This window comes from Halalkalibacterium halodurans (assembly GCF_005671335.1).
In the GTDB taxonomy this organism is placed as follows: domain Bacteria; phylum Bacillota; class Bacilli; order Bacillales; family Bacillaceae_D; genus Halalkalibacterium; species Halalkalibacterium halodurans.
The window spans coordinates 893,685-907,117 of sequence record NZ_CP040441.1 but is presented as its reverse complement, the minus strand read 5'-3'; the positions used below and the strand labels follow the sequence as shown (position 1 = coordinate 907,117).

Sequence of the window (13,433 nt, the reverse complement as noted above, 5' to 3'; positions counted from 1 at the left end):
ACCTCCTTTGTCTCTTGGTGATTACCCGGTTTTGGAGCGATTAAAACGTGTCCGATTCATAAGGGGCTGGCTGGTAAAAATAATTCGGCAACACCGTTTCGTCTTCATACTCATGATGGAAGATGTGCGTCGTCGCTGGAGAGACAGGTGGGATCAACCACGACCACCTTCCCGTTACCTTTCGATTGGCCGCCTGTTCCGCCTGCTCAAAACGAGCAAATTGCTTCGCAGCCGTATGATGATCGACAATGCTAACGCCTTCTTGCTTATAGGAATACAGGATGGCGACATTCAATTCAACGAGGGCTTTATCCTTCCAGAGCGTCGAATCTTTCCCTGTGGAAAGCCCCATATATTCCGCCATTTTTGGGAGGATGTTGTACCTGTCTTCATCCGCTAAATTACGAGCACCGATTTCAGTTCCCATGTACCAGCCGTTAAAAGGAGCCGCTGGATAGTGGATACCGCCAATTTCGAGTCGCATGTTTGACACGATCGGGACGGCATACCACTTGAGTTGAAACCCTGCAAACCATTCATACTCTGGGTGGCGCAACGGTACCTCTTTTACCGACTCATTTGGTACCGCGAACCATTTCGGTGGCTTCGATCCATCTTGGATGACTAAAGGAAGCACATCAAAAGGCGTTCGCTCTCCGCTCCAGCCTAGCCGCTCACACGCCTGAGTAAATTTTGTCGAAATCGGATCACCGATCACTTGGTCGCCCTCTTCATAGCCTGCGTAACGAATGAGCTGTTGATTCCAAATCCGCACATCACCTTTGTTCGGATGGCGAGGACGAAAAACTGAAATCGTTGGGAGGATTTTCCCGTCATTCGTTGCATACGTAATATGATCTACGAGCGCTTCAGCCATTTCCTCTTCTGTTTGTAAATGGCGACAATCTAACACATGAAGCGATTCCCAAAAAAGGCGGCCTATGCAGCGATTGCTGTTCCGCCATGCCATCCGCGCCCCGTGAGCCAACTCTTTTGTCGTATGTACGTACGTCCCCGTTTTGTCAATCTCCTTGCGAACTTCCTCTAGCCGCTTCGACAATTCTCCTGTACTGCCTAGCTCCTCATAGCACTTCGTTAAAAAGGATTCCGCTTCCAATTGCAACCGTTCTTTCTCCTCCATGCAACCACCTCTTATCACTCAAGAGTCTTTCTTTCATCATACGTGGTCACTAGCAAAAAAGGAAACAATATTACATATCATTTAACATTTTTTCAAAAATCATCATTCCTCTAAGGTATGAAAAAGCTTGCCAACGTCGGCAAGCCAATCGGTTCATTTTAAGCTCTGGATAATTTCCAGCTTTGGGGTTCTTGCATTTTGTAGCGAATCGTAAGTAAATGCATGAGCGTCAACATGACGACACCTGTATTCATACCGATAATGATTCCGTCCATTTGTAGTTGTGGCATCGATCCGAGCACATACATGAGCACGTAAGAAACAACTGTGGCCCAAACCGAATGGTAAAACGCATCCTTCATCATCCCAAGACCGATCAAAAAGGCTTGCATCGGAATGACGAAAAAGTGAAAGAAGAAATATGGAACGAGAAGTTGCAAGTAGACAGCCGCAGGTGAGGCTTCAAAAAACAAACTTGTCAGCTCGTTGGCGAAAAAATAAAACACGAGCACCGATGGGACTGCATACACAAACGTTCCGAGCATCACATTCGTTAAAAGCCGTTGCAGCCGATCCATGTCACCCTTCGAATAGGCCTCTGCCACCGTTGGGATTAAAACCGTCAGCAGTGAGTGGGCAATAAAGCCTGGGAAAAACCCGATCGTAAACGCCACTCCCGCTAACTTCCCATATTGAATGATCGCGGTGCTTTCCATCAACCCCGCATTCATGAGAGCGATTTTAATGAGAAAGGGCTTTATCGCAAAAGATGCCGCATGGAAAATTCGCAGCCCCGTTGTCGGGAGAGACACCGCTAATAAGGCTCGACGAACATCAGGCTGACTGATTGACTTGGTGGACGTTCCTTTCATTTTTTTCATACCGACGAAAAAATAAATAAGTAAAAACAGCAACACGACTAACTCTGTGGCAACCACGGTACATAGCGCAATAAAAATCGCCACTTCCGTATCAAATAAAAATAGTTGAAAGACAACAAGCAGTAACAAAAGCTGGACCGATCGCCGTAAAAAGTTAGCGATTGCGATTTTCCCCATATGCTGGGCACCCATAAAATAACCACGGGCAACCGAGGAAAAGGAAACAATAGGTATGAGCAACAGCAACAGCCAACGAACAGCTGGATGATAGGACTCAAAGACGGAGAGGAGCGGAAAGATAACAATCGCGGCCACAAGAAAGATGACCGTCATCATCGTCGCAAACTTCAATGTTTGCTGAAGCATGCTGCGATGATAGCCCTCCTCTTTTTCTGCGACAAACTTAGATACAGAAATGGGCAGCTCCATGCTTGCGATAACGACGAGGAAAACGATTGTCGGCAACAGTGCCATGTAATGACCGAGTCCTTCCTCTCCAAGCTCCCTTGCCAACACCATATTGATAAGAAATTCTAAGCATTCGCTAATAAATGCGGCTGCAATAAGGAGCGCCGCACCCCTTACAAACATATTCATCCGCATATCCCCTTTTACTGTCTGTCCTCACTATATGTATGAGACAAGTCTAGGGAATATTTATATCTTTCGTTTTAATGAAGAAAGACCTCCATCACGTTCACCTATAAGTCCCATATACTATGACAACGAAAATATGGAAGGAGAAGGGGTCATGTCTTACTTAGAATTACTTGCTACGCTCGGGATCGGGAGCGCCCACCCAGGTGGATTTGCGTTAACAAAACAATTACTAGCTCACGAGAAACTTACGAATGAAAGCCGATTACTCGACATCGGCTGCGGGACAGGAAAAACGTTGGAGTACATTCAACAGATGTATGACTGTGAGCTTAACGGTGTGGATATACATCCAGTCATGGTCGAAAAAGCGAAGCAGCGTTTTCAAGAAAAAGAGCTGAACATTCCAGTTCAACAAGGGAACGTGGAGCAGCTTACATTCAAGGACAACACCTTTGACTTTATCCTTTCCGAATCAGTGCTGTTTTTCACTTCGATGAATCGAGCGCTGTCAGAATGCGCCCGGGTACTAAAGAAAACAGGCAGCTTGCTTGGGATTGAAATGATGGCGCTCAAGCCACTAGATGTGTTTACTAGCGAAGAACTAACGAAGGTGTATGGCGTCAACCAATTACCGACGGAGAAGGAGTGGATGACCACTCTGACGAACAATGGCTTTTCTCACATGGATGTCCTCAAGCGGGGTAACGTCCAAGAAGCACGGCCCGACGAAAGCGAAGCACCTGACTGGATGCCCTCGGCGATCGATGACGAGCTCTTCTCCACCTTGCAACAGCATCAAGCCTTTTTGGACATCCACGGAAGCTCAATTGGGTATTTCGTGTTTAGAGCTAAGAAGTGAAGCGTGAAGCCTTAAACTGGAAGCCGTTATAGAGGTAAACCGTTTGTTGGAAAAATGACAATACCTTGCCTTAGGTTGCTTAATCTAAGGCTGCTTCCTTATGAGGGATACTTGGTAAATAATCTCCCCTAATTTTTTAGTAAAATGTGAACGTACCTTTTAATTTATTTTCATATCGTTCTGGTTTCGCAATCTTTTTAAAAGTGATCAGAGAGAAAACTGTAACCATTATAAGCGTCCACTCATGCTCTTCTCCTCTATTGTCAATCATCTTCTTCAATGAAACCTCGCCTCCATTCCTTTGTATTCCTTATTTAACTGTAACATAATGACTCTATGTCAACTTTGTTTACTTTTTTCATCGTGCAGCATGTGTTTTGTCAGCATTTAGTAGTGCTCAAAACTCCTGAACTACCGTTAGTATGATAAAATTGGGAAGTGTAGTAGATTATTGTAAAATGGTGGGATGATGATGATAGAACACAAAATATTACTTATTGAAGATGATGTTTCAATCAGTGAGATGGTGAAAGAGCATTTACAGCTTGAGGGTTATCATGTTTGTTGCGCTTTTGATGGCGAAGAAGCCACACGACTGTTTGAGCAAAATACGTATGACCTTGTTTTACTTGATCTGATGCTACCAAGACGAAACGGGATTGATTGCTTACAATGGATTCGAACGAAGAGTGTTGTCCCTGTTCTCATTATGTCAGCAAAAAACAGTGATGTAGATAAAGCACTCGGATTAGGATTTGGCGCCGATGACTACATAACGAAACCTTTTTCCATGATTGAATTAACGGCTCGGGTCAAGGCCGCTATTCGCAGAACGGTCAATTACGCTCAAGCAAGCCAGAGTGCTGAGAACGAAAGAATAAAAATTCATGAATTAGTAGTTGAGCTAAGCAGCTTTACGGTCAAAAAAAAGGGCGAAGAAATCAAACTAACTGCCAAAGAATTTCAGATTCTTAAGTTGTTTGTGACCCATCCGAAAAAAGTATTTACGAAAGAGCAGTTGTATCGTTCCGTTTGGAATGATGACTATTATAGCGATGAAAATGTCATTAATGTTCATATCAGACGGTTAAGAGAAAAAATTGAAGACACCCCTTCCAAGCCACAATATATCAAAACGATTTGGGGAATCGGTTACCGGATGGGGGAGTTTGAATGACTCTACTACTGAGCATCACGCTCGTTCTTCTTCTGTTCATCTGCCTAATGCAATCCAAACAAAATCTTGAACGAAATAAACAGCTTGCTTATGTGACTCATAAACTCGATGAGATTCGAACAAGCCAATCAGCTGAAACAGTTATGGTCTTTACCGGGGATGCGCAGCTTCGAGAACTGCTGCGAGCAATCAACGATCTTATCGAGGAGCATAATCAAGTAACGGCCAATTACCAGCGGACAGAATTATCGATGAGAAAAATGTTAGCAAACATTTCACATGATTTGAAAACACCGTTAACGGTTATCCACGGTTATGTTGAGACAATACTTGCAGGGAAAGGCTCAGCGAACGACAGAGAAAGACTTGAAAAAGTTCAAACGAAAACGATTGAAATCATTGAGTTAATAAATAAGTTTTTTGATTTAGCCAAATTAGAGGCGGGAGATCAGAACTTAACGTTCAAAAAGGTGGCTGTAAACGAACTTTGCAAAAACCGGATTCTCTCCTATTTTGACCTGATTCAAAACGAGAAACTGCAAGTCGAAATCGAGATCCCCAGCCAACCATTTTATGTGTTAGCTGATGAAAAAGCATTAGACCGGATTTTAGATAATTTGATCTCAAATGCCATCCGTTACGGGAAAGACGGAAAGATGGTCGGATTACGACTTTATCATGATGATGCGTACGTATCCATTGAAGTGTGGGACCGTGGAAAAGGAATTTCGGATAAGGACCGTGAAAAAGTATTTGAACGACTGTACACACTTGAAGATTCAAGAAATAAACAGTATCAAGGGAGCGGCCTCGGGTTGACCATTACGAAACGCCTCACAGAAAGATTAAACGGGCATATTCATTTGGAAAGTCGACCATACGACCGAACATCTTTCATCGTCAAGCTAAAGCGAATAACTGGGTAATTCACGCCATGAAGCTGCGATTTTTTAACGTAAGATTTTCTTAAGGTTTTAGTAAGTAAATATCAAGCTCTGCCCCTTACACTAAGATTAAGCTGAAAGGAGGCTCAACTGTGACAAAGGTCATTACGACACGCAATCTAACGAAAACGTTTCAAGGCAAAGAAATCATCTCCAATCTAAATCTACACGTTAATAAAGGAGAGATTTACGGTTTCTTAGGTCCAAATGGTGCAGGTAAGACGACTGTAATGAAAATGTTGATGAACTTAGTTAAACCATCCGCAGGAGAAATTGAGCTTTTCGGTCAACGTCTCACCTCTCAATCCTATGAAATGTTAAAGAGAATTGGTAGTATGATAGAATTTCCGATTTTTTATGAAAAATTATCAGCCCGCGAAAATCTTGAGTTGCATTGTGAATACATGGGGTACTATAAACCTAGTGCGATCGAAGAAGCATTGGAAATGGTAAAGTTACAACTTACTGGGAGTAAGGCAGTTAAAGACTTTTCGCTCGGGATGAAACAGCGACTCGGAATCGCTCGAGCAATATGTACGAAACCGGAGTTGCTCATCTTAGATGAGCCAATCAATGGTCTGGATCCGGTTGGGATAAAGGAGATCAGACAGCTATTTCAAACATTGTGCAACGAATATGGCGTTACAATACTCATTTCTAGCCATATTCTGTCTGAAATTGAACAGATCGCCGATACAGTCGGTGTCATTCGAAATGGAATGCTTGTAGCGGAAGTGGCATTGGACGACATTCGAAGTCAACAGACAGAGTACATCGAATTGTTGACTTATGATGCAAGGAAAGCTTTATATGTATTAGACAATGAGTTGGGACTGAAAAACGTTAAGCTTATGGATCAATCATTGATTCGTATATATGACCACCACTTAACTCAAAATCAACTATCTAAAACACTTATCTCAAACGATGTGAACATTGAAGCAATTGCAAGGAAAAATCATTCGCTTGAAGACTACTTTATGAATTTAATCGAGGGAGATGAAAACAGTGCTGAAGTTGATTCAACTAGAATTTAAGAAGGTTCGTTTCAGCGGCTACATTAGAGGAATCATAATAGCCAACGTGCTCATTGCCCTTTTTGTTACCGGAATTACTTTCTTAGAACAGTTGGAGGGAATCTACGCTTTTCAAACGTATGGAGAAGCGTTCAGCTTGATCAATGTGCTGGTTCAAGTGACATTTGTTGTATTCGCGGCTGTCTTAATTGCCAGGCTGGTGATCGAGGAATACAAATATAAAACGATTACGGTCATGTTTTCCTATCCAATCCAGCGGAAAAAACTATTTGCAGCCAAGCTGATCATCGTTTTTTTCTTTACATTTGTCACGATTCTCCTGTCCAATGCTTTTGTCACAACAGCGTTTTTCTTCCTATCGGAGCATTTTTCTCTTGTCCCTGATCAACTATCCCATTACCTTTTAATAGATCATGCGAAATCGTTATTGATAAGCACTGCAACATCAAGTGGAATCAGCTTGGCTCCAGTATACTTTGGTATGCTCAAGAAATCAGTCCCGACTACGATCGTATCAGGCTTATTATTAATTGCAATCGTCACATCCAACAATAACGGTTTTTCCCTAAGTTCAATTACCATCATTCCAGTGACTCTTGCTTGTATCGGAATTTTACTTGCTTATCTCACCTTTCGGAATATCGAAGAAGCAGATGTGCTTTAGGGATTAGATGGGCAGCAAAAAAGAGAGGAATAGACAAAATGCACCTATCATGAAAACAGGTGTATTTTGTCTCCAGTAGTTGCTGTGCATACAATCATCATATTCGAGAAAAAGAAAGCGCATGATGCGCATAATTTTTGACGGCCACTTAAATGGGTTTCAATAATGGCTCTGCTGTTAATTCCGTTTCCATGACCAATACATGATTCAAGGAATATCCCCTGCCCCTTCCCTACTCCTCTTACATTCGCTCCACGTAAATCGCAAGCGCTCCCCATTCGTTTTCTTGTTCTGAAGTGTAGATTTCATATGTTCCGTCTAGCATTTCGTCCATTGTCCATCCTTCACAATCGAACGCTTCGAAAGGAATCTCTTTATACATCGCTTCAAAGGTATCGTAGCTTCTAAGTTTAGTGACTACTACTTTTAAGGTTTCCTCTTTTTCAGGAAGTTTCGTAAATTCGATCGTGTCTCCTACCGCTACCTGCCGTCTCTTCGCATCATTTAGACGAACTTCGACCGTTTTCCTTCCGGCCTTGATCGATTCAAACGGCACCTTGAATAACCCCATGGCATGCTTCATCGAATGACCTCTCCTTCTGCTAATGTCTGTTGCCCACGGTCGATCATGTCGTAATAGACGCCTTTTTTCGCCATCAGTTCTTCGTGAGATCCTTGTTCCACAGGCGTCTCCTTCTCGAGGACGAGAATAACCACTATTTTACCATACGTTGCGGGAGCAAGCCGCGAATCATGGCTTGGCAAACAGCGAAAGCAAGCTCACCATCTTGAAGCGTCCCGTCTTTTAACTTTTGTAGACAGTCATCGACAGATAGCTGAACGAGTTCAATTTTTTCATGGCTTTCAAGAGACGGATCCCTTACGCAGCGAACTTGATTTGTATAAAACACATGGGTGATTTCATTTGTCAGCCATGGAGCGAGAAAACACCCTCCAAGATATTGCACTTCGCCACATTCATAGCCTGTTTCCTCTAACATTTCACGTCTAACAGCCTCTTCCAAGCTCTCTCCCGTTTTTACCCCACCTCCTGGCAGTTGAATAATCTCGCGACCCAGCGCAGGACGAAATTGTTTAATCAAGACAAAATGCTCGCCGTTCTGAGCAAGTATGACGACAGACTCATAGTCATACACGTGAATAAAATGGCGCCCATATTCATCACGATGAAGGGAAAATTCCTCTTCTTTAAAGCGAAGCTCATGCATACCTTCTCTGTCTCCTCTCTTGTCCTATATGTAATCTTAGTAAAAACCAGAAAGCATTGCCCTCTGGTTTCTATGGCTGGATAAAAACCGGTGTACCAATTGGAACCATTCGTGCTAATTCTTCCACATCTTCATTGTACATCCGAATGCATCCTCTTGAAACCGCTCGACCGATTGAAGCCGGGTCATTTGTCCCGTGAATTCCGTAGTGCTGTTTCGATAACGACATCCACATCGTACCAAACGGCCCTCCTGGGTTCGGGGCTTTGTTAATGATAATAAATTCTCCCACAGGGGTTTCATGGAGAATTCGTCCAACGGCAATCGGATATACTTTCACCACTTCTCCAGCTGGCTGTGTTCGCAACGTTAACGTTCGTCTATTCGTTGATACGTCAATTCGATAAGGGAGTTGGGTCGGATCAGGGAACCCTGGAATTGTCAAACGTTGCCCAACAAAAATCCGATTCGGATCGATGAGCTGATTCGCCTGAATAATCGATTGGGCTGGCGTACGATAATCGAGAGCTATTTGTGCAATCGTCTCTCCCGGCTTGACAATATGTTGATACACCTTTACACCTCCTCCCCATTTCTATCCTATTGTACGTTATGCGAATAGAGTGAAGTTGCGCCCATGTTCGTGTAATTTTTCTCTGAGATCCGTTCAGTTGATCATTTTATTTAAAGAAACTAAGGCGTTTTATTATTTTGTTTATAACCAGTTAAGCGAATGCCGTGCCCTTTATAGTCAAACTTCATACCGTAATAGAGAAACTTGACTAAGAGGTGATCATGCTTGGCTAAAATTTTTATAGACCCAGGACACGGTGGCTCCGATCCTGGTGCAGTCGCCAATGGGCTCCAGGAGAAAAATCTCACGTTGGCCATTGCAAGACACATTCGTGAGATGTTGCTCAATGAGTATCAAAATGTAGAGGTTCGCATGAGCCGTGATCGTGACGTTAGTGTGAGCCTAAACGAGCGAGCCAATATGGCCAATCGTTGGGGCGCTGATTTTTTCTTGTCGATTCATAATAATGCAGGAGGCGGCACAGGATTTGAATCATTTATTCATTCTAGTCGCCCCACGCGCACACGTCAGTTGCAACAAACGATTCATCGCGCAATCGTTCAACAACTTAATGTTCGTGATCGCGGACAAAAGTCAGCAAATTTTGCCGTGTTAAGACTGTCTCGAATGCCTGCCCTACTCACCGAAAATCTTTTTGTTGATAACGCCAATGATGCTGCCCTGTTGCGCCGAGCTTCCGTTCTACAGCTAATTGCCCGCGGTCATGTCAACGGTCTAGCAAGTGCCTTTAACCTCAGACGAAATCAAGTTTCTCCTCCACCACCGAGCCAAAACAATGGAGCCCTTTTTAAAGTTCAGTCAGGTGCTTTTGCGAATCGGTCGAATGCTTTAAGGTTAAGAGATCAATTGCAAAATGATGGGATCACGCCATTTGTCTTTCAAGAAGGCGGCCTCTGGAAAGTACAAGTAGGTGCTTTTGCCAACCGAGCGAACGCTGAAGCATTTGCACGCCGGCTTCGTAACTTAGGCTATGATGCAGCGATCATTCGTGGTTGAACGGATCAAACCAATTGGACATGAAAGATAAAGCCGGGACAACAGCTCCCGGCTTCCTCTTACTTGTAGTGTTCATTCTTCATGATAGAAACGGATTTCTTCGATTTTTTCCATCTTTTCTTCCTCCCATTCAATTATAAAAGTTACTTCATCATTTACATATAACAGCCCTAGGAATCCGTGATTCTCATAGTCACGTTTTAAGACATCGTCAGCCTGGATGCTTCCAACAGGTGCTTCAACAGGATGGGAATCATAGGTGGATGAGATTGGTGAATATATGGTGACCCTCTCGATGTCAGTAGCAGGTCCGATGTATTGAAAGGCAGTGGTAGCTTTTTCCTATTCCGTATCTTCTGCTTGTATGATAAGCTCCCCACGCCAATTTTCACTTTCGCTATAAAACGTCAGCGGCTTTTCCTCATGGTGCTGACACCCTACGACTATCAATAGAAAAAAGATCCAAACCGTATACTTCCCTTTCATGAATGAAGCCCCTCTCCCTTAGACATTTTGTTTCGAATGCACGCGATTTCTTCGAGTACACTTTGCGTCGATGTCACTTTAAAATCGTTCGGAATCGACGTTCCCGTTGGCTCCCTGTAGGAATAAGCCTTTCGCTCATCGTCAAAAACGAAGCCAAGCGCCTCTAATCGATGCTTGAACGATTCTGGCCACAACTGATCATCCCTTCGGTGTTTGAAGTACTCCGTTGGATAAATCCAAACTTCTTCATCACTCGCACTTGTATGCAGAATAAACAAATCTTGTTCTCCTTTGACGAGCCATTGACCTTTTGAATAAAGGGCTAAACCCTTTCCCTCTAAGCTAGAAATTCCGTATAAATTGATTCCGAAAATGTCATTAATGAGCTCGCGAATACGTTCAGGTGATCTTTCCCCCGTACTGTTCAAGTATTCTATTAAAAACTCAACCTTTGACAATGTGTGGACAGCCTCTCTTGAGTAACGAGAATTAGCCGCTAACAACTCAGTCACAAGCGTTTCCCGATACCGAGCTTGTTTTCCAACGTTTTTATCCGAGACTACCTGCAAATCTATTCCATAAATTTCGATCACAAGCTTTCGCACTTGCTCGCCGATGTTTTTGGGCGAGAGCTCGGCCAAGCGTTGATCTAACCGTTCAACCTTACTTGCCAACGCACGACACCTCCTTCATTAGAAACTCTTCCACGTTCTCATAAAAAATCCCTTCTCAGCAAATGATTGAAAAAAATCCTTTACACTGGTTTCATGCCATGCTAATATGTTCCTCAAACCTAACACGCGATGAAGAGAAGAGTACATACATCCCTTTCCTCACAGAAAGCCTGTAGTTGCTGAGAACGGGTAGGAGAGCTGTATGGAAGCAAGACTCTGAGCGGCACATCGGAACAACCCTACGCCGGCCGGCAAGCATTTAATCCAAAGGTTGGGATGGTGTGACAGGAGCTCCTGTTATCTAGCAATGTATAGGCTCACTATACACATGAGGTTCATATCGTGATATATGGACGAACTGGGGTGGCACCACGACAAGTGATCGTCCCCAAGACTTTTATCAGTCTTGGGGACGTTTTTTTGTTCATAACGCGGTAAGGAGGAAAAAGGATGATGTGTTTTTCTTTGAATAATTGGAAATATCCAATGATTTTACTGTTTAGTATCGGGATTTCATCTATAGGTGTGTGGGTGTACTTCATTGCCCTGAATTTGATCGTCTTCCAAATGACAGGCTCTGCCCTTGCAGTGGCTGCCTTATATCTCATCAGACCGCTCGCGACAATCGTTACGAACTGGTGGTGTGGGAGCGTAATCGACCGAATGAATAAGAAGCGACTTATGATCGGCCTAGACGTCATCCAAGGTGGGCTTATCACCCTTCTTGCGATCGCTTCTTCGTCATTGTGGCTGATCTATGTACTTGTCTTTTTCATTCATATGGCCGCGTCGGTTTACCATCCTACGTCAATGAGTTACATTACTCGGTTAATCCCAGCCCACCAACGGCAACGGTTTAACTCTCTTAGAAGTTTACTTGATTCAGGTGCATTTTTTATCGGCCCTGCCATTACAGGCGTTTTGTTTCTTATCGGAACACCCGTCTATGCGATTATTATTAATGCTGGTGCTCTTTTCTTTTCTGCCGTTGTTACATGCTTCATGCCAAATGTGGAAAAGGAGCAAAAGCAGAAAAAGGTGAAGAAAACAAAGAAAATGTCGCTCCATCTATTAAAAGACGATTGGCGTTTCGTCATAAGCTTCAGCCGAATGCATGTTTACGTGATATCCGTGTACGTTCTCTTCAGCGGCTTTATCGTCATGCAAACAGCGATTGATTCCCTAGAGGTTGCTTTTTCAAAGGAAGTTCTTCTCTTAACCGATAGTGAGTACGGATTCCTCGTTAGTCTTGCAGGGGCTGGAATCTTAGTCGGCTCATTTTTGAACGTGGCTTTTGCGAAAAAATGGGGCATCTCCTATTTAATTGGTATTGGCTCTGTGTTTGTGGCCGTGGGCTATCTTATTTTTGCATTTTCGTCTAGCTTTGTCATCGCATCCGTTGGTGTATTCGTTCTAGCCCTTGCAAATGCTTTTGCCAACACCGGCTTTATGACCTTCTACCAAAACAACATCCCGGTGGAGGTCATGGGGCGGATCGCTAGCCTATATGGCCTTGTGGAAGCAGCCCTTATCATCGCAATGACGACGACCTTCGCTGTGTCGGCTCAGTTCTTTTCAGTTAAGCTGGTCGTTGCATCTGGAGCCATCCTAACCCTTGTCCTGACTTTGGTCCTCTGCGCGATCAATTTGTTTCCTGGAAAACAGGCTTATTATGTTGGGGCTCCTATTGAAGAAAAAGGATAGGAAAAAGGCAGATCTATTTCTACCTTTCTCCTCTGTTTTACGGTAAATAAAACACTTCTCGTAACGGCTTAATCGGGTTAGACTCCTTAAAATCAAACGAACCTTCGACCATCTTTGACGTGAGGTCATTCCATTTTTGACACACTTCGCTTTCGGCGATGTAAGCAAAAGCTGCGTCTACATCATCACATTCAAAACAGTAGAAAAATTGATTGCCATTTTGAAAGATGGAGTAGTTACGAATTCCTGCTTTTGTATGTTCTGCTAACACCTCTGGCCACGGATCTACGTGCATCGCCACGTATTCTTCTAAGCACGATTCTTTAACGGTCCACGTCCATGCAAATTTTTTACTCTGCTTCAACGGTCACTCATCCTTTCTGTTTTTTTTATGCGTCAAGCCTAATCATATAATCAGTTACAAAAATGTATTCCAAGATTCTCTC

General features: G+C 43.4%; 16 protein-coding genes and 1 other annotated feature. Of the genes, 7 read left to right on the top strand and 9 right to left on the bottom strand.

Features of this window, described 5'->3' with window-relative positions:
• Positions 1 to 40: 40 nt before the first annotated feature.
• Both FED51_RS04390 and FED51_RS04385 read right to left on the bottom strand, forming a co-directional pair.
• On the bottom strand, positions 41 to 1,141 hold the full coding sequence (locus FED51_RS04390) for a nitric oxide synthase oxygenase (protein ID WP_010896996.1): 1,101 nt from the start codon (positions 1,139 to 1,141) through the stop codon (positions 41 to 43).
• A gap of 158 nt (positions 1,142 to 1,299) precedes the next feature.
• Positions 1,300 to 2,619, bottom strand: coding sequence for a polysaccharide biosynthesis protein (locus tag FED51_RS04385; RefSeq protein WP_053432538.1), 1,320 nt, complete (start codon positions 2,617 to 2,619; stop codon positions 1,300 to 1,302).
• A gap of 154 nt (positions 2,620 to 2,773) precedes the next feature.
• Between FED51_RS04385 and FED51_RS04380 the strand changes: the two genes are divergently transcribed.
• Positions 2,774 to 3,481, top strand: coding sequence for a class I SAM-dependent methyltransferase (locus tag FED51_RS04380; RefSeq protein ID WP_053432537.1), 708 nt, complete (start codon positions 2,774 to 2,776; stop codon positions 3,479 to 3,481).
• A gap of 136 nt (positions 3,482 to 3,617) precedes the next feature.
• On the opposite strand, the gene FED51_RS21015 is transcribed toward FED51_RS04380, so the two are convergent.
• On the bottom strand, positions 3,618 to 3,761 hold the full coding sequence (locus FED51_RS21015; protein WP_175414288.1) for a hypothetical protein: 144 nt from the start codon (positions 3,759 to 3,761) through the stop codon (positions 3,618 to 3,620).
• 192 nt (positions 3,762 to 3,953) lie between these two features.
• Here FED51_RS21015 and FED51_RS04375 point away from each other — a divergent pair, with 192 nt between their 5' ends.
• The 4 genes from FED51_RS04375 (at position 3,954) to FED51_RS04360 (ending at position 7,303) form a co-directional block, all read left to right on the top strand.
• Positions 3,954 to 4,658: a response regulator transcription factor gene (locus tag FED51_RS04375; protein WP_053432536.1), complete on the top strand. Its 705-nt coding sequence runs from the start codon at positions 3,954 to 3,956 to the stop codon at positions 4,656 to 4,658.
• Positions 4,655 to 5,584, top strand: a complete 930-nt coding sequence (locus FED51_RS04370) for a sensor histidine kinase (protein WP_053432535.1) — start codon at positions 4,655 to 4,657, stop codon at positions 5,582 to 5,584. Before FED51_RS04375 ends, FED51_RS04370 begins: the two co-directional genes overlap by 4 nt.
• 110 nt (positions 5,585 to 5,694) lie before the next feature.
• Positions 5,695 to 6,639: an ABC transporter ATP-binding protein gene (locus FED51_RS04365; RefSeq protein WP_083445681.1), complete on the top strand. Its 945-nt coding sequence runs from the start codon at positions 5,695 to 5,697 to the stop codon at positions 6,637 to 6,639.
• The gene (locus tag FED51_RS04360) at positions 6,611 to 7,303 is read left to right on the top strand and encodes an ABC transporter permease (protein WP_053432533.1); all 693 of its coding nucleotides are present in this window, start codon (positions 6,611 to 6,613) and stop codon (positions 7,301 to 7,303) included. Before FED51_RS04365 ends, FED51_RS04360 begins: the two co-directional genes overlap by 29 nt.
• Positions 7,304 to 7,544: 241 nt before the next feature.
• Here FED51_RS04360 and FED51_RS04355 read toward each other — a convergent pair whose 3' ends face one another.
• From FED51_RS04355 to FED51_RS04345, 3 genes are all read right to left on the bottom strand, one after another.
• Positions 7,545 to 7,886 carry an ASCH domain-containing protein gene (locus tag FED51_RS04355; protein WP_053432532.1) on the bottom strand — a complete coding sequence of 114 codons (342 nt, stop codon included), beginning with the start codon at positions 7,884 to 7,886 and terminating at the stop codon, positions 7,545 to 7,547.
• A 133-nt stretch (positions 7,887 to 8,019) separates the two neighbouring features.
• The gene (locus tag FED51_RS04350; protein ID WP_053432531.1) at positions 8,020 to 8,532 is read right to left on the bottom strand and encodes an NUDIX hydrolase; all 513 of its coding nucleotides are present in this window, start codon (positions 8,530 to 8,532) and stop codon (positions 8,020 to 8,022) included.
• Between the two features lie 70 nt (positions 8,533 to 8,602).
• On the bottom strand, positions 8,603 to 9,106 hold the full coding sequence (locus FED51_RS04345) for a L,D-transpeptidase family protein (protein WP_053432530.1): 504 nt from the start codon (positions 9,104 to 9,106) through the stop codon (positions 8,603 to 8,605).
• Between the two features lie 225 nt (positions 9,107 to 9,331).
• Between FED51_RS04345 and FED51_RS04340 the strand changes: the two genes are divergently transcribed.
• Positions 9,332 to 10,123 carry an N-acetylmuramoyl-L-alanine amidase gene (locus FED51_RS04340; RefSeq protein ID WP_053432529.1) on the top strand — a complete coding sequence of 264 codons (792 nt, stop codon included), beginning with the start codon at positions 9,332 to 9,334 and terminating at the stop codon, positions 10,121 to 10,123.
• A 342-nt stretch (positions 10,124 to 10,465) separates the two neighbouring features.
• Here FED51_RS04340 and FED51_RS21010 read toward each other — a convergent pair whose 3' ends face one another.
• The gene (locus FED51_RS21010; RefSeq protein WP_175414303.1) at positions 10,466 to 10,609 is read right to left on the bottom strand and encodes a hypothetical protein; all 144 of its coding nucleotides are present in this window, start codon (positions 10,607 to 10,609) and stop codon (positions 10,466 to 10,468) included.
• Positions 10,606 to 11,283, bottom strand: a complete 678-nt coding sequence (locus FED51_RS04335; protein WP_053432528.1) for a hypothetical protein — start codon at positions 11,281 to 11,283, stop codon at positions 10,606 to 10,608. Before FED51_RS04335 ends, FED51_RS21010 begins: the two co-directional genes overlap by 4 nt.
• 120 nt (positions 11,284 to 11,403) lie before the next feature.
• Positions 11,404 to 11,676: a binding site (T-box leader), on the top strand.
• A 60-nt stretch (positions 11,677 to 11,736) separates the two neighbouring features.
• Here FED51_RS04335 and FED51_RS04330 point away from each other — a divergent pair.
• Complete coding sequence (locus FED51_RS04330) at positions 11,737 to 12,987, top strand: MFS transporter (RefSeq protein WP_053432615.1); 1,251 nt, start codon at positions 11,737 to 11,739, stop codon at positions 12,985 to 12,987.
• A gap of 37 nt (positions 12,988 to 13,024) precedes the next feature.
• Here FED51_RS04330 and FED51_RS04325 read toward each other — a convergent pair whose 3' ends face one another.
• A complete protein-coding gene (locus FED51_RS04325; protein ID WP_010896979.1) occupies positions 13,025 to 13,351 on the bottom strand; it encodes an L-rhamnose mutarotase in 327 nt (108 codons plus the stop codon).
• Positions 13,352 to 13,433 lie beyond the last annotated feature (82 nt).